Source organism: Phocaeicola faecium (genome assembly GCF_014837055.1).
GTDB classification, from domain to species: domain Bacteria; phylum Bacteroidota; class Bacteroidia; order Bacteroidales; family Bacteroidaceae; genus Phocaeicola; species Phocaeicola gallinarum.
Map to the genome: position 1 here is coordinate 168,526 of NZ_JACSPQ010000005.1, position 16,459 is coordinate 184,984.

The following is a 16,459-nucleotide window of genomic DNA, read 5'->3' on the forward strand; positions in this document are numbered from 1 at the left end:
AGTCCCTTCCCTCCTCACGGAGGAAAGAGACTACATAGATGATTAACCTTTGGTAGGTCTCAGCTTAATTGTTTTCTGTATGTTTTTATTCGAGCGCCAATCCTGCAGTTTCTGAACTCCAGTAGGGGTTCTGATACATTTGCGGTGCCAAAGTCAGTTCCTGTATTCCGATGGGTGTCAGGTAGTAAGCCTTCATCCATGTGTATCCGTCGTACAGGTCGTTGTTTGTTTGTGTACGCTGATAGGGGCGCAAATATTTGCTTACCGATTCAGGCGATGCGTTGGCATTGGTTGTTCCGTCTGCTACCAATACGCCGTTTCCGGTTCCGGCCGTTTCAGCTGTATAGTTCTGGTAAGCCTGATCCCAGAGATTGAATCCTTCGGGGATGTACGGATGTTCGAACAGTCTGTCCCAAGAACGCCAGCGTTTCAAGTCATCCCAGCGCATTCCTTCGCCGATAAATTCACAGCGGCGTTCGCGGCGGATGTTGAAGATTGTTGCGTTTACCGGACCGTCACCTGACCATGCACTCAGGTCTTGCAGTTCCAGTTCCTTGTTGATGTCGGTAGCAGCGATGGTTTTGTTATAATCTTCGTCTACACCGGCACGGCGGCGGAGTGCACGCCAATATCCGTCGGCTTTCGTGTCAATCTGTCCTGTGCGTTCGTAGCAAGCCTCGATGTAGTTGAGGTAAGCCTCTGCCACGCGGAAAATGGGGCAAGCATTGGTTCCCAACAATTCATCGCTGGTAGATTGGGTATAGTCATACGTATAATGTTTGCGCTGACGGTAACCCGTGCGGTCCAAGTTCTGGGTGGCACTGTTGGTGATGAGCGGCTTTTCGAAAAGTTCAACTTCGCCCGATTCGGCAATACCCTGTTCGGTGGGGTCGGATTTCAGCACGGTGCTTTCCGCCCATACGAAAAGTTGCAGACGCTCATCGCGGTTGGCAAATTCTTTGTCCAGTGTTTCATCGCCCTGATAGTTGGAGCTGGCGTAGAACGGCAGACCGTCTTTCATCAGGAACGAAGTAATGAAACTGCGGGTAATACCGTCGTTGTCTCCTACTTTCAGGCGGTTGGGGGCATCGTGGCTGATGCTGAGCGATTTGTTGTATTCTTTCCAGAACAATACTTCGGGAACGCTGCTCAACGAAGGTTGGCTGAACATTTCAAAATAAGGATTCCAGCCGTAAATCTCTCCGTATTCGGGATTGATGACATGGCTGTTTTCGGTCAGTGTCAGTCCGGAGTAATCAGCTACGGCGCTGGCCGCTGCCATTGCTTGGTCAAAGAAGAAATTGATTTCATCTTGGATGTTACCTTCGAATGTACCTCCCGGCCAATTTGAGTCGCCCGGCACGCGCCCTGTTCCCTGATGGTATTTTTCAAATGTACCTTCAAACAGAGCCACTCTCGATTTAAACAGTTGAGCCGTTTGCTTGTTGATGCGCTGATTATTCTGGAATCCCGCATCATTCAGTCGCTTGATAGCCTCATCCAAGTCCGACAAGATGAAGCGAGCCACTTCGTTACGCGGAGCACGCACGGAATTTTCTTGCAAGTAGCCTTCTTCATTAGGCAAAACTTCAGTGATGATGGGCAGGTCGCCGAACTTCACCAATGCGTTGTAGTAAGCCATGGCGCGGAAAAAGTATGCTTCGCCGAGGTAATGAGTCAGGTTGCCATCATCGTCCTGTATGCTTTCTAATTTGGGTTCAATCGTTGTGATGAGGTAATTCCATACACGGATGCGCCCGTAGTCTGTTATCAGGTTTTGTCCGGCTGAGGATTCCCATTGCCCGTTGAAGTACGCCAAGTTACTTCCGTTTGACACATCGCCTTCTACAAAATTGTCAGTGTATTGGTCGTTATTGGCGATACCCGCGTTCCAAGCTGTCCCGTGGTATAATGACTGTCCTTGCGAATTTTGCAAGTAGTCATTGTAATAATTGTTTACGTATGCTCCCACTTGGCTTGCCGTGGTGAAATAGGCTTCGGGAGTCACGCTGGTAATGGGTTGACGGTCCAGAAAATCTTCGCAAGAGGTCAACGCCGCTCCGCTCAAACAAAGGAGCGAATAGAGAGATATGTTTTTTATATTTAGTTTCATACTGTTTCTTTTATTTAGAAGTTAACATTCAGACCGAACGACCACGTACGTTGCAACGGATAAAGTTTACCCGAACCCCAGTCTCCGCCTAACAGTTCAGGGTCGTATACACCACTAATTTGGCTGACGGTAAATACGTTGTCGGCAGAGAAGTAAAGGCGGAGAGATTCAACACCGATTTTGTCCATCCATTTCTTCGGGAATGTATAACCCACCTGCACGTTCTTCAAGCGTAAATAAGCTGCATTTTGCAGATAACCGGTTGAGGTCTGCTGGTTTTTAGTCGTATTGAAGTAAGGACGCGGATAGTAAGCATCGCGATTATCTTCTGTCCAGTAATCCAAGTGTTGTGTGAATCCGCACGACTGCCACATACCTCCCTGAGCTCCCCAGAAATAAGTATCGCCTAACCAGTAGTCGCGTTTCATTACACCTTGGAAGAATAACGAGAAGTCGAATCCTCTCCATTGTCCGTCCAGTGTCAAACCGAACTTGTAGCGCGGAGTGTTGTTACCGATAATGCTCAAGTCTCCATGTTTATCCAGCGTTTGCGATTCGCTGTTAACGATGCCGTCGCCATTCAGGTCTTTGTACATTACGTCACCTGCCTGCCAGCCGCTTCCCCAGTTCGGGCGGTTGTTCTCTAAGTGAGCATCCATTTCTTCTTGGCTTTGCGCGATTCCTACGGTGGTGTAACCCCAGATTTCACCTATCTTTTCGCCAACGTAATACGAGTTCAAATCGCCTGTCGGGTTATAATATTTCGTAATTTTCTGTTGGTTGTCGTCCAATACGAAACGTATACCGTAATTGAAATCTGCGATGCGGTCTCTCCATGATACCTCGATTTCCCAACCGTATGACTTCAAGTCGGCATTATTCATTTTGGGAGAGCTGGCACCGAGGATACCCGGGAGGGGAGGAGCGGCTGCCACCATGTCTTTGGTTATACGGTTGTAGTAGCTGAACGAACCAGTAAAGCGGTTGTCGAATGCTCCCCAGTCGAAACCGATATCCCAGCTTTCAATGGTTTCCCATGTAAAGAGGCTGTTTACGATGCCCGGCAAACCGGCTGCATTCAGTTTTTGACCGTTGATGAGCCATGACGTGCTGTTGACACCGGTAGGCATAGACTGATAGAAAGGATAGTAGTTATCCAGTTCGTTGTTACCTAATTGTCCCCATGAACCTCTCAGTTTAAAGGTGTTAATCCATTTGTTCAAAGGTTCGAAGAACGGTTCGCGTGCCATGTTCCAACCGGCAGAGAAAGATGGGAACAGTCCCCAACGTTTGTCACCGAGAAAACGAGACGAACCATCGTAACGAAGGTTTGCTTCTAAGATGTAACGTTCGTTCCAGTTATAGTTGATACGTCCGAAGAATCCGGCAAGTGCTAATTCGTTGGCGCCGTTGCTGGTTTCTTGGTTGGCTTGTGTGGTGCTGAGTTGCGGCACGGTAGGTGTGATAAGGTCCGTTCCGAAACCGCTCAAATTGTTTCCACGGTAAAGTTCGGCGTTGAAACCTGCCAACACTTTAAAGTAGTGTCCGTTGATGGTTTTTGAATAGTCCGTATAAAGGTTGGTAGAGAAGTAGTCTTCAGCTTCGCGTACTTCCTGTGCTTCGCTGTATCCGGCAGCGCCACCGTTCCATGAAAGCAAGTAAGGTTCGTTAGAAGCATCGTAACCGTAGATAGGCAATACAGCCCAACCGTATGCACGGTGATACTGACGCATACTTCCTTCCAAATTGATGTGCCAGTCTTTGATAGGTTCGATTACTACCTGCAACTGGTTGGTACTCCAGTTCTTCTGGTCGTTCTGTTTACCACCTTCTTCCAACTGGATGATTTCCATATCGGCAGCGTAATGTCCGTGAGGGTCTATTACGAAACAGGTCGGCCAGCGGCGTGCAATGTTGTGATAGAACAAAGCCGTCAGGTAGGTGGGGCGGTCGTAATCCTCGCGTGTCCATTTCGTTGTATAGTTCACAGTCAACCAGTCTGTAATCTTGAAGTTGAACTTACCATTCAATGTGTAGCGGTTAAACTTATCTTCGCCGTGGCGCAGCAAACCAAGTTGGTTCAAGAAGTTACCGCTCAGCATGTAAGTCATTTTGTCTGAACCGCCGCTGATGCTCAAGTTATGCTCATGAGCAGGGGCATTCTTACGATAAAACTCTTGGAACCAGTCGGTGTTGGCAAACGCACCGTCGTAGTTGCGGTAGCGGTTGGTTTGCGGGTTGATGGTTGTACCGTAATATTCCGGTTGGGTAGGATCGGTGAATCCGCCTGACAGATAAGTCTTAATATTGTTCATGGCTTCTTCATTGAACACCGGGGCACTACCGTCGTTGGTGGCAGCCGCATTGAAATAGTTGGCAAAATCCAACGAGTTCATCATTTCAGGTACTTGGATGGCAGTAGAGAAACGCACGTTACCTGTGTAGTTGACACGGGTTTTACCAGACTGTCCGTTTTTGGTGGTAATCAAGATTACACCGAATGCCGCACGCGCACCGTAGATAGAAGCCGAAGAAGCGTCTTTCAATACAGATACGCTGGCAATATCGTTCGGGTTAACCGTATTCATGTTTCCTTCGATACCGTCGATAAGTACCAACGGGCTACCGCTTGAACCTGTGCCGATAGTACCGCTACCACGGATACTGAAATTTAATTCGCTATCCAGCGTACCTCCGCTGTTTCCTACGCTCATCGTCAAGCCCGGAATTTGACCTTGCAAAGCCTGAGCCACGTTTTGTACAGGGCGCGACTCAAATACTTTGTCGTCTACCATTGAGACAGCACCCGTTACGTTTACTTTCTTCTGGGTTCCGTAACCTACTACCACAACTTCGTCCAGCAACTCTGAATCTTGTGTCAGAGTAACGGTCAGCGGAGAGCCTTCCCATGTTACTTCCATGGGCTTATATCCCACGTAAGAAATAACCAACACATCACCACGCTTTACGTTTGGGATTGAGAACTTACCATCGAGGTCGGTTACCGAACCGGTAGTTTTGTTGTTTTTAATCACTACGGATGCACCAATGACACCCATGCCTGTCTCGTCCAAGACTGTACCTGTGCAGGTGCTTGTTTGCTGAACAGACCTTACACTGTGTTCTTCATTAGATGTCGCAAATGCTGTCCCGTTGATAAGGAATGAACCCACGAGCAGCGCTGCGAAAGGTTTACAATGCTTTAGCATAGTTAAAAGAGTTTTAGATAAAACAAAATAAATCGTGTCAAATTTATTAATATTTTTATAGATGCGCAACTAATTCTTTTAAAAAAAAAGAATGAACTCATATTTTTTTCGCTAAATTTGTTTTTGCACTCCTCATAAATAAATGTATAAAGATATTTTGGGAACCGGCGGAGCATTGCAGACTGAATAAGGGTGCTGTGTAAATTGTTGAAAAACAGACTTATATATTTGTCTGCCTATGACGGAAAACGCAACCGCATGTTTTGGTTGACTCTACCGCATGTGTTACTCGGTTCTTCCCATAGAAAAGCCTGACTTTCCGAATAGAATTTTTGTCTTCGGTAAGTCAGGCTTTTTATCTTATGAAAAGTAAAATATTATCTTACGCAGATACCGATGAATCGGGTTTCCCCGTCGGGCATAAGCAGGGTGAGGCGGAAGAATCCTTTCCCCAGCGTGTCGGGCAGTTGGGTGGCAGAAGAGGGCAGACGCATCAGTTCTTCGCCGGTGGCATCGGTCACGATGAGCGTGGCGCCCGGAGGAATGGCAGGCAGGAGGTTTGAAAAGATTTGCGGACTGTTTTCGCGGGGCGCGTTGAACGACAGCGGGAGGCTCTCGTTGCCGAAGCGGTCGACGGCAGTCACTGCCCAATACATGCGTTGCTGCCACGGAAATGCGGGAGCGTGAACATAGCGGGTGCTGTCAATGCGGCTTGCTATCAGGTTTTGGGGCAGATTCGTATCTACCGGATAACAGTCGGAAGCATAGATTCGGTAGTAAACGCCACCCGCCGTATTGTCTGTCGATACCCCCCATTCCATTGTAGCCTTCTTGCTATCTATATTAAATGTATAACAAGTGGGAACAGACGGGGCGATGCTGTCTCCCCACGTCATGGGAGGAACAACTGCGGGGTAGATGTAAATTCTTTCTTTTAGCTCGTCGAACAGTCCTTTGGTGTTGTCCAGCAGGTATCGTGTACGGAAGTAAGCCTGTCCGTCCAATCGGTTTTCCCGCGTGAACGCTATTTGCCGGCACACTTCATCGAGCGCCCAGTTCTGTTCGCCGGGATGCAGAAAATAAATACCCAGTCCGGGCACTACCCAGCGTTGGTTTTTATGCTCGTTCCAATCGAGCGCAAACGGATAAAATCCGTTTTTCTGAAAATACATCATCGGGAATATCAGGTCGTGAATACCCTCTGCCATCCATTTCTGTGCGTCTTGGTAAACCGTCTGGTAAGCGTTCCATCCCCTTGAAGAATAGCGTGGCGTATCTTTGTATTTCCCTATCGGCGAACTGCTTACCTTGACCCACGGTTTCAGCCTTTTGGTTTCGGTGTAAAGCCGTCGTACGATGTAAGTAATGTTGTCGCGCCTCCATTGTTCCAGTGATTTCCCTTTTCCGTACTTGCGAAACGTAGGCCGGTCGGGGAACGATTGGGCATCTTCAGGGTAACGGATGTAGTCCAAGTGGATTCCATCAATATCGTAACGCGACACAATCTCACGCACAATTCCCGCCAAATAGTCGGCCGTGGCAGGATTTCCGGGGTCAAGATACCACGCTTTCTTATACTGCTTGCAGAGTTCGGGGTGTTTCTTTACTACCGAATTCTTGCCTTGCAGTTTCACTTGGCGCAAGTTTCCCACCGGGATGGCTACTATCCAAGCGTGCAGTTCCATTCCCCGCTTATGACACTCCTCGACAGCAAAGTCCAACAAGTCGTATTGCGGATTTCCACCGGTATGCCCGGTAAGCGATTCGGCGAATCCCTCGAAAGCCGAAGGATAGATAACATCTCCGCGCAGGCGGGTTTGAAGCAGAATCGTATTGAAGTTTGCCCGCTTCAGTTCGTCCAATATATTACATAATTCCTGTTTTTGTCGGCGGATACCTTGAGGCGAACCGGCTTTGTGACTCGGAAAATCCAATGCGCCTATGGTAGTAAGCCATGCGGCACGGATTTCGAATTTAGACTGAGAGCGCATCGGCAAGATGGCAAAAATTCCCATTAATATAATCGCTATAAGTCTGCGCATGAGGTTTATTTTTTCCGGGCAAAGATATAAAGTATTTGGCGGATTTATTACTTTTGTGCGATTCTAAATACTTATTAACTAAAGATATGAAAAAACAGATACTTCTACTTGCTGCGCTTGCTGCCGTGTCATCCGGGGTTACGGCACAGAAAAAAGACTTCGGTTACAAATTTTATGGTCAGGTGCGTACCGATTTGTTTTATAACAGCCGTTCTAACTCGGAAACTGTCGACGGTTTGTTTTATATGTATCCGAATGACGTTGCGCCCGATGCCAACGGGGAAGACCTCAACGCCAAGCCCGACGGAAACTTCTATACGCTGTATACCCGTTTGGGACTGGACGTTAACGGACCTATGCTGGGCAAGGCAAAAACATCGGCGAAGGTAGAAGTCGACTTCCGGGGCTCCGGCACTACCTATTCGCTCTTCCGTATCCGTCACGTTTATTTCAATCTTGATTGGGGAACGTCGGCATTACTGGTGGGTCAGACTTGGCATCCGCTCTATGGCGATGTGGCTCCTGAAATATTGAATCTGAATATGGGTGCGCCTTACCAACCTTTTAGCCGCGCTCCGCAGATACGCTACCGATTTACGCAGAAACACTGGGTGCTGACCGCGGCAGCCATTTGGCAGTCGCAATATCTTTCCGTTGGTCCGAGCTCGAACCAGACAGGAAACACGGGGACACAGAAACACCAGCAGTTCATTAAAAACAGTTGCGTGCCGGAGTTTTATGTGGGAGCAGATTATAAGTCGCAAGGACTGCTTGTGGGTGCGGGCGTACACGTATCTTCCATCGCTCCCCGAAAACAGTCGGAGTATAACGATGCAGTATATAAAGTATCCGAACGCATCACGGGAGTATCCGGCGAAGCCCATGTGAAATATACTTATAACAAATTAATGGTTGCAGCAAAAACCGTACTTAGTTCGAACCTGACCCAAACGAGCACCATCGGCGGTTACGGAATAACTTCGGTAGACACTCGTACCGGGGAACAGGAATATACCCCCTTGCGCGTATCGCATACTTGGCTAAGCGTAATGTACGGAAAGAAGTGGCGCGGAGGAATCTTTGCCGGATACTTGAAAAACTTAGGTGCTAAGGATGAAGTCAGCGGAATCCTCGGTACGGGAACGAAGATAGACCAACTGGGCACTGCCACTGCAGAGCTGACTTATAACCTGCCCAACTGGAAGTTCGGTGCCGAATATTCATGGACCGGGGCAGCATACGGTACGAATACCGCCAAAGGAAGGGTAACCGACACCCATTTGGTGAAAAACAACCGTATCGTGTTTACCGCGCTTTTCCAATTCTGATAAATAAAATACGACCATGAAAAAGAAACAATTATTGACGCTTGCGTTGTTTTTCACTGCATCTGCCGCTGTGCAGGGACAATCGTGGAAAATGTACGAACAGCGCGCCGGGTCGCAAGAATATGCCGGTGCGGATTATGTGACGTTGCTCGATAGTACCCATGTTTCCGTCCGTCCCACCGGACAAGGTTCTTTCGCTGTCTGTAAGGTTATCAAAGTACAGAACCTGAAAGGCGCGTTAAGCAACCGGGTTTTGAAATACGATTACGACCCTCTGACGGCAGCCGCTGCGTTCCGTCGCGTAACCATTTGGCATTCCGACGGTACTTCTACCGAAATAGATGTGGCAAAGACATGCGATTATGTAGCTCCTGCCCGCGCCATTTACTGGGGCGCACGTCAAATCATGCTGGAGTTAGGTGCGCTTCGTCCCGGAGACGTGATAGATTATGAAGTAGAAAAGAAAGGATTTACATACGCCTTGTTAGCCGATTTGCCGACAGACGATGATTCGCGTTTCATACCTCCCATGCGCGGACAGTTTTACGATATCGTTCCTTTCTGGGCAACCGAACCCACGGTGCGCAAAGTTTATAAAGTGGTAATCCCGAAAGAAAAAGACATGCAGTATCAGTTTTATCAAGGTGCATGTACTTCATCGGTACGCTTTGAGGGAGAAGGCAAGGCTTATACGTTTGCAATGGATGGCCTGATGCCGTTTGCCAAAGAGCCGAATATGGTAGATTTCTTCGATGCAGCCCCGAAGCTGATGATGTCTACCACCCCCGATTGGCGCGAGAAATCCCGTTGGTTTAATAAGGTAAACGAAGATTACGGCAGTTTTGACGCTATTCCTGAAGCTCAGAAGAAGGTAGACGAACTGATAAAAGGGAAAAAGACAGAGATGGAAAAGATAGCCGTACTTACTCACTGGGTGGCAGACAACATCCGCTATGCCGGAGTAACGATGGGAAAAGGTGAAGGCTTTACGCTTCATAACCTGAAGATGAACTATACAGACCGGTGTGGAGTGTGCAAGGATATCGCAGGCACACTGATAGCTTTCCTTCGTATGGCTGGATTTGAAGCCTATCCCGCAATGACGATGGCGGGCAGTAGGGTAGAAACCATCCCTGCCGACCACTTTAACCATTGCGTGGCAGTGGTGCGTCTGTCGGATGGAACACTGATGCCGCTCGACCCTACGTGGGTGCCTTTCTGCCGTGAGCTGTGGAGCAGTGCCGAACAGCAACAAAACTATTTGCCCGGCATCCCCGAAGGTTCAGACCTTTGCGTTACTCCGCTTTCGGCTCCTGACAACCATTACGTGCGTATCCATGCCGATAATCAAATCGATGAAAAAGGAACGCTGAAAGGCTCGTTTACCATTACTGCCGAGGGACAAAGCGACAGCAATATCCGCCGTATCTTCACTACGGGCTTTCAGAGCGAATGGCACAACACGATGGAGCGCCAGCTTCTGAACGTTTCTCCCAAAGCCCGTCTGATAAGCGTGGATTATGGGAAAAGCCCCAAAGACTACCAGAAAGCGCCCATCCGCATTACTTTCCGCTATGAGATTCCTTCGTATGCCATGAAGGGTACTGACGAATTAGTGTTTAAACCCTTCGTGATGAATAATTTGTATACGCAGGTAATGAGCTATTTGCGCATTGATACGAGCCTTGAGACTCGTAAATATGCCTTTAAGGATGCTTGTTCGCGTTTGGTAGAGTTGGATGAAACACTCCGTATCCCGGCGGGGTATCAGTTACAGAACGAAGCGAAGAACGATGAAATATCCGGGCAGGCTGCCGATTTTGAAGGCACGCTTCGGCAGAGCGGAAACAAACTACAGTTGAATACCCGTCTGGCACTGAAGAAACGTGTTTACGAGGCATCCGATTGGGAGAACTTCCGTAATGCGGTAAATACAAGCAAGACTTACGGTGAATACCTTGTGATTAAAAAGTAAATTAAGAACAACAAACGATAATAATATACAGATGAAGACACTATCTTTTTACATCGGAATCTTTGTATTCCTGCTTTGTGCTTCTTCCGTACGGGCTGCTTCCGAGGCTGAGTTCCGCGTTTTGTCGAAACATTACACGCTTCATGCCGACGGCAGTCAGGAGCTTCGGGTTAAGAAAGAGCTGACACTCTATACACATGCGGCGATGAACGGTCTTTACGGGGAAACTTTCATTACTTACGACCCGCAGTATCAGGAGTTGAAAATACACGAATCATACACTCGACAGAAAGACGGAACCATTGTCAAAACTCCCGATAACGCTTTTGTGGGGGTGCTTCCTTCATCGGCGAAAGATGCTCCGGCATATAATCGCCTGAAAGAAATGGTAGTAGTGCATACCGGATTAGAGTTGGGGGCAACCATCGTATTGGATTATTCCATCGTCAGCCGTGCCGGATATTTGCCTGCGCTGGACGTTTGTTGTCCCGTGCGTGAGCTTAGTCCGATAAAAGAATTTACATGTACGGTGGAAGTTCCTTCGGGTGTAGAACTTCATACCGAGTTGCTGAACAGCTCCGTGCGTCCACAAAAAACGGATACGGGCAACGGCAAGGTATGCTGGCAGTGGAAGTTGAAGAACGTCGAGCCGCGTCCGTACGCTTACCCTTCATCTTATATAAAAGGTATGAGCACGGTACAACAAGTGGCAAGCGGCATGATGCCGGTTGTCGTGGCCTCTACTTATCCTTCGTACACCGATGCCTTAAAGAACCTTCGGGAACAGTTTGCTCTGGGAGATGAGGCGGCGGTAAAAGCGAAAGCAGTAGAGTTGACAAAGGATGCGGGCAATGACAGGCAGAAGAAGCGTGATGCCATCGGTCAATACATGATGCTCATGTACAGCCGTCTGGCTACGGTGGGTGTTTCTTTGCAGGAGGCAGGCTACCGTTTGCGTCCGGCTTCGGAAGTAATTCGTTCAGGATACGGTACGCAGGCAGAACTGGTAAACTTGGATGTGGCTCTGCAACGTGCCGCAGGACTGAATGCCGAGGTTGTGGTATGTCGGTTGCAGTCAGACGCTATGGGCTTGAGCGGCATTGTCTCCGTTTTTGCCAAAAGCGAATTAATGGCTTCGAAAGTTCCTCAGCAGGGATTGGAGGAGGCGGCTCTGAAAGATTATATGACCGTAACCGACCTGCAAGGCAATCCGGTTGAACTTACATCCTCTCCATCAAGCAGCATTACCTCTTATACATTTAAAGCCGACGATAAGCGCATCCGGACATTGCCCAACGGTTATCGCGTAGCAACGGCAGAAGGACGTAATCCGGCGTTTGGGATATTTTATTCGTATGCCACTAATACGTCTGTTCCAGCAAATATCTTGCTTCCCCAAAAGTATAACCACACGGTTGAAACGACAGTGGAATTGCCCGCAGGCATGACATGGATGAAGAAAACCGATAAAGAGGTTACGAACGCTTTCGGTAAAATAGCTTTTAAGTATGCGGAAGCAGACGGAAAGGTAAAAGTAACTTGTACTTTCGTTATCGACAAATTATTGGTAACTCCTGCCGATTATAAAGAATTTTATGCTTTGATGAGCGAATTGAAAGACGAGAATAACTACACGTTGGTTTTTATTTCACCGGACAGCATGGATTAAAATATGCCGGCAGCGTATGAAAGCCGTACTTTTTCGCGCGTAATCGGTATATAAAAAACGGAGCGGGAAGAGGTTTGCAGAAACTTCTTCCTGCTTTTTTTATGTGAAAAAATGTCCCGAAAAACGCAACCGTTAGCGTTACTCATTCCATGCGGATGCGTTGCCCCTTTCTACCCATAGCGTTGCCCTGTTCTACCGTTAGTTTTTTTTCAGGTTTCCTGCCAAGCCGTAAAAGGTTTAAAATTAAGTTTTAATCCATTTCTCTTTTGGGAATACGCCGCGAATAATTTAAATTTGTAGCAAATAACCTAAAAAGAAAATCTATGTTGCAACTCGGAATAAAACACGAAAAATGGATGTTGCTCATGACGGCTCTGTGGGTAGCGGTATCCTTGTCTGCACAACGCGAAATGAAAACCATCAACGACGGTTGGGAGTTCCGAAAACCTGCGGATACGGAATGGACATCAGTCAATATCCCTCACACGTTTAATCTGGATGCATACCGGCAGCCCAATTATTATCAAGGCAAAGGATTGTATCGGCGCGTTCTGACGTTACCCGAAGTAGACCCGCACCGTCGTTATTATCTGAAAATAGATGCGGCGAGTAAAGCGGCAGAGGTTACGGTCAACGGAAAGTCGGCAGGCAGTCATGCCGGTGGCTATACGGCGTTTGTTGTAGATGTGACCGATTATATCCAAAAAGAAAATATCATAGAAATAACGGTCGATAACGGTAGGAAAGACATAACGCCCATATCAGCGGATTTTACGTTTTGGGGAGGAATTTATCGGGACGTATGGTTGGTGTCTACTCCCGAACAGCATTTCCGTATGGATAATATGGGCTCGGACGGGGTGTTTGTCAGTACGCCCGAAGTGAACGGGCAGCGCGGAAAGATTCAGGTGAAAGGCGAGGTGACCAACGATGCCGAGACAGCGGTCACCCTCGAAGTGCAGAATCAGATTTACAGTCCGCAGGGAGATTTGTTGCAAACCCGAAAACAGAAAGTAAAACTGAAGGCGGGGGAAACGCGCGAGTTCGGTTACGTATCGGATGTAATTGCAAACCCGGATTTGTGGTCGCCGGAAACACCCTCGCTTTATAAGGTCAAGACACAACTCCTTAATCCGAAAACCAATGAGGTCATTGATGAAAAGACAAATAAAGTAGGGTTCCGCTGGTTTGCTTTCGATGGAAACAAAGGCTTCAGTTTGAATGGGAAACCTTACAAACTGCGTGGGGTGAATCGCCACCAAGACCAAGCTCCGGTAGGCGTAGCGTTAGACGACGAGGCACATCGCCGCGACATTCGGCTGATAAAAGAGTTAGGATGTAACTTCATCCGTATTTCGCATTATCCTCAAGATGACGCGATAGTAGAGATGTGTGATGAGCTGGGACTGCTTGCATGGGAAGAAATCCCCATCATCAATATCGTACCCGATACGCCGGGTTATGCAGATAATTGCGAACTGAATTTAAGGGAAATGATTCGCCAGCATTACAATCATCCTTCAATTATAGCATGGGGATATATGAATGAAATCCTTTTGACGGTTCCTCCGGTCGACAGTCCGGAATGGCAGCCCTGTAAAGAGCGTACCGTGGCATTGGCGCAGCGGCTTGAAGCTGCGCTGAAAGAGGAAGACTCAAGTAGGGTGAGCGTGATGGCGTTTAACATGACAAACCTATATAATGAAATAGGTCTCGACTTAGAAGACGTGGTAGGCTGGAACCTGTATCAGGGATGGTATGTCGATAAGCTGGAAGATTTTAATAAATGGTGTGAAGACCAGCATCGGCGTTACCCTCACCACCCTATGATAATCAGCGAATGGGGTGCGGGGAGCGACCGTCGCCTGCATACTACCGAAGGGCGGGCTTTCGATTTCAGTATGGAATATCAGCAGACTTACGTAGAACATTATTTGCCTTTTATCGAGGAGAAAGAATGGATAAGCGGTTGTACTTACTGGAATTTTATCGATTTTAATGTTGCTGCCCGTCAGGAATCTATGCCGAGGGTAAATAATAAAGGCTTGTTTTACAATGACCGTACCCATAAAGACGTGGCGTATTATTTCAAGTCGATGTGGCGGAAAGACATTCCGGTACTGCGGATAGCCAGTCGCGACTGGAAAGTACGTGTAGGAAAGGAAGGTGAAACTCAGCAGATAAAACTTTATTCCAATTTGCCGGAAGTAGAGTTATTTGTAAACGGTGAGTCGGCAGGAAAGCAGGCAACCGATAATTGCCATGCTGTTTTTAATGTTGTGCTTCCGGTGGGAACTTCCGTATTGACGGCACAAGGTGTCTATGGGAATAAACCGGTAGAAGATGTTATGACCATTGACTTCCGTCCGCTCCCGGATTTATCGGAAGGAGATGAACTGGCAATCAATGTGGGAAGCAACTGTTTCTTTACCTCGGCATTGAGTAACCTTACTTGGCTTCCCGATCGTCCTTATGTTCCGGGTAGCTGGGGATACGTAAGCGGTGAAGCACGCAGCACTACTTCCGAGATTGTTAATACGGTAGACGTTCCGCTTTATCAGACACGGCGCGAAGGCGAATTTACTTATAAGATTGACGCTCCGGACGGAAACTATGAAGTAGAGTTGCTGATGGCTGATGTAACTCGTCCGGCGGCGCAACTTGCCAATCTGTTGGGGAAAAATAAAAGCGAAGAAACAGCAGGAGAAACTCGTTTCAATATTGTTATTTGTGGAAGACAGGTCGAAACAAATTTTTCTCCGGCCGATGGAGGACGTTACCGTACAGCTTTTAAGCGTCGGTATATCGTATGCAATGAGGAGGGTTGTATAACCATCGCTCTGGAAGCTGTTAAGGGAAAACCATTTATATCCGGCATTAAAGTAAGAAAACTATAAATATTTTTGTTATGAGAAAGAATTTTGGAGCTAAGCCTCTGACTTATCCGCAACCGGTTTTCATCATTGCCACTTACGATGAAAACGGAACTCCCGATGCCATGAATGCGGCGTGGGGAGGTATCAGTGAAATGAACGAAATCAGTTTATGCCTGAGTGCAGGACATAAAACGGTAAAGAACCTCTTAAAGCGTGGGGCTTTTACGGTGAGTATGGCGGATGCCGAACACGTAGTGGCTTGCGACTACGTAGGGCTGGTATCGGGTAACAAGGTAGCCGATAAGTTTGCCAGAGCCGGATTTCACGCTACCCGGTCTGCTATTGTCGATGCTCCGTTGATTGATGAATTGGCAGTTGCAGTCGAATGTAAACTGAAAGATTACAATCCGGAGACTTGTATTCTGCGGGGCGAAATAGTGAATGTCAGTGTAGACGAGCGTGTGCTTGACGAGAACGGTAAGGTAGATGCGGCTAAGGTAGCGCCGATAATCTTCGACCCCTTCAATAACGCTTATCTGAAAGTAGGAGAGAAAGTAGGGAACGCTTTCTCGGATGGCAAACAGTTGAAATAGAACATCAGGTATCCTGACGGGTATGTAGGCCGATAAAGAAAGGGTAAGCAACGATGACAGATTTTGCGGCAATCGATTTTGAAACAGCTAATCGCAATCCTTCCAGCGTATGTAGCGTGGGTGTGGTAATCGTGCGGGGCGGAGAGGTGGTGGAACGTATTTACCGCCTGATACGTCCCTGTCCGAATTATTATGATTACTGGAATACCCGCGTACACGGACTAACCCGTCAGGATACCGACGATGCCGCTATCTTTCCCGATGTATGGCGATACATTGCACCCCTTATAGGCGATTTGCCGTTGGTGGCACATAACAGCCCGTTCGACGAAGGTTGTCTGAAGGCTGTGTTCCGGACTTATCAGATGGATTATCCCGATTATCTCTTTTATTGCACGTGCAGAGCCTCGCGCCGCGTATTCGGAAAGCAGTTGCCCAATCACCAGCTGCAAACCGTGGCGGCACGTTGCGGATTTGATTTGGCGAATCATCATCACGCTTTAGCAGACGCTGAGGCTTGTGCATGGATAGCGCGCCGGATTTTATAAAAGCCGGTTCAGACGTTTGGGTGGAATTATATAAACTCTATCCATAATAATGTAACGTCTGTTCCCTCCTTCCCCCTTATTTTTGTAATCGAAACGATAAATTAAT

General features: G+C 47.7%; 9 protein-coding genes. 6 read left to right on the top strand and 3 right to left on the bottom strand.

Annotation, left to right across the window (positions count from 1 at the left end; genetic code table 11):
* Positions 1–85 precede the first annotated feature (85 nt).
* The 3 genes from H9626_RS07505 to H9626_RS07515 form a co-directional block, all read right to left on the bottom strand.
* Positions 86–2,113, bottom strand: a complete 2,028-nt coding sequence (locus H9626_RS07505) for a RagB/SusD family nutrient uptake outer membrane protein (RefSeq protein ID WP_191710089.1) — start codon at positions 2,111–2,113, stop codon at positions 86–88.
* A 14-nt stretch (positions 2,114–2,127) separates the two neighbouring features.
* Complete coding sequence (locus tag H9626_RS07510) at positions 2,128–5,322, bottom strand: SusC/RagA family TonB-linked outer membrane protein (RefSeq protein ID WP_191710090.1); 3,195 nt, start codon at positions 5,320–5,322, stop codon at positions 2,128–2,130.
* A gap of 377 nt (positions 5,323–5,699) precedes the next feature.
* Positions 5,700–7,364, bottom strand: a complete 1,665-nt coding sequence (locus tag H9626_RS07515) for a glycoside hydrolase family 10-like protein (RefSeq protein ID WP_191710091.1) — start codon at positions 7,362–7,364, stop codon at positions 5,700–5,702.
* Between the two features lie 86 nt (positions 7,365–7,450).
* Between H9626_RS07515 and H9626_RS07520 the strand changes: the two genes are divergently transcribed.
* From H9626_RS07520 to H9626_RS07545, 6 genes are all read left to right on the top strand, one after another.
* The gene (locus tag H9626_RS07520; protein ID WP_191710092.1) at positions 7,451–8,692 is read left to right on the top strand and encodes a DcaP family trimeric outer membrane transporter; all 1,242 of its coding nucleotides are present in this window, start codon (positions 7,451–7,453) and stop codon (positions 8,690–8,692) included.
* Between the two features lie 16 nt (positions 8,693–8,708).
* Complete coding sequence (locus tag H9626_RS07525) at positions 8,709–10,667, top strand: DUF3857 domain-containing protein (protein WP_191710093.1); 1,959 nt, start codon at positions 8,709–8,711, stop codon at positions 10,665–10,667.
* Between the two features lie 31 nt (positions 10,668–10,698).
* Positions 10,699–12,336 carry a DUF3857 domain-containing protein gene (locus H9626_RS07530; RefSeq protein WP_191710094.1) on the top strand — a complete coding sequence of 546 codons (1,638 nt, stop codon included), beginning with the start codon at positions 10,699–10,701 and terminating at the stop codon, positions 12,334–12,336.
* A gap of 323 nt (positions 12,337–12,659) precedes the next feature.
* Positions 12,660–15,233, top strand: a complete 2,574-nt coding sequence (locus H9626_RS07535) for a glycoside hydrolase family 2 TIM barrel-domain containing protein (protein ID WP_191710095.1) — start codon at positions 12,660–12,662, stop codon at positions 15,231–15,233.
* Positions 15,234–15,244: 11 nt separating this feature from the next.
* On the top strand, positions 15,245–15,805 hold the full coding sequence (locus H9626_RS07540; protein ID WP_191710096.1) for a flavin reductase family protein: 561 nt from the start codon (positions 15,245–15,247) through the stop codon (positions 15,803–15,805).
* A gap of 53 nt (positions 15,806–15,858) precedes the next feature.
* On the top strand, positions 15,859–16,353 hold the full coding sequence (locus H9626_RS07545) for a 3'-5' exonuclease (RefSeq protein ID WP_178257652.1): 495 nt from the start codon (positions 15,859–15,861) through the stop codon (positions 16,351–16,353).
* Positions 16,354–16,459 lie beyond the last annotated feature (106 nt).

Bases quoted from the DNA above. Each gene is read 5' to 3' on its own strand.
- H9626_RS07520 (WP_191710092.1), top strand. From the start codon at position 7,451: ATGAAAAAACAGATACTTCTACTTGCTGCGCTTGCTGCCGTGTCATCC.
- H9626_RS07545 (WP_178257652.1), top strand. From the start codon at position 15,859: ATGACAGATTTTGCGGCAATCGATTTTGAAACAGCTAATCGCAATCCT.
- H9626_RS07535 (WP_191710095.1), top strand. From the start codon at position 12,660: ATGTTGCAACTCGGAATAAAACACGAAAAATGGATGTTGCTCATGACG.
- H9626_RS07510 (WP_191710090.1), bottom strand. From the start codon at position 5,322: ATGCTAAAGCATTGTAAACCTTTCGCAGCGCTGCTCGTGGGTTCATTC.
- H9626_RS07515 (WP_191710091.1), bottom strand. From the start codon at position 7,364: ATGCGCAGACTTATAGCGATTATATTAATGGGAATTTTTGCCATCTTG.
- H9626_RS07505 (WP_191710089.1), bottom strand. From the start codon at position 2,113: ATGAAACTAAATATAAAAAACATATCTCTCTATTCGCTCCTTTGTTTG.
- H9626_RS07530 (WP_191710094.1), top strand. From the start codon at position 10,699: ATGAAGACACTATCTTTTTACATCGGAATCTTTGTATTCCTGCTTTGT.
- H9626_RS07540 (WP_191710096.1), top strand. From the start codon at position 15,245: ATGAGAAAGAATTTTGGAGCTAAGCCTCTGACTTATCCGCAACCGGTT.
- H9626_RS07525 (WP_191710093.1), top strand. From the start codon at position 8,709: ATGAAAAAGAAACAATTATTGACGCTTGCGTTGTTTTTCACTGCATCT.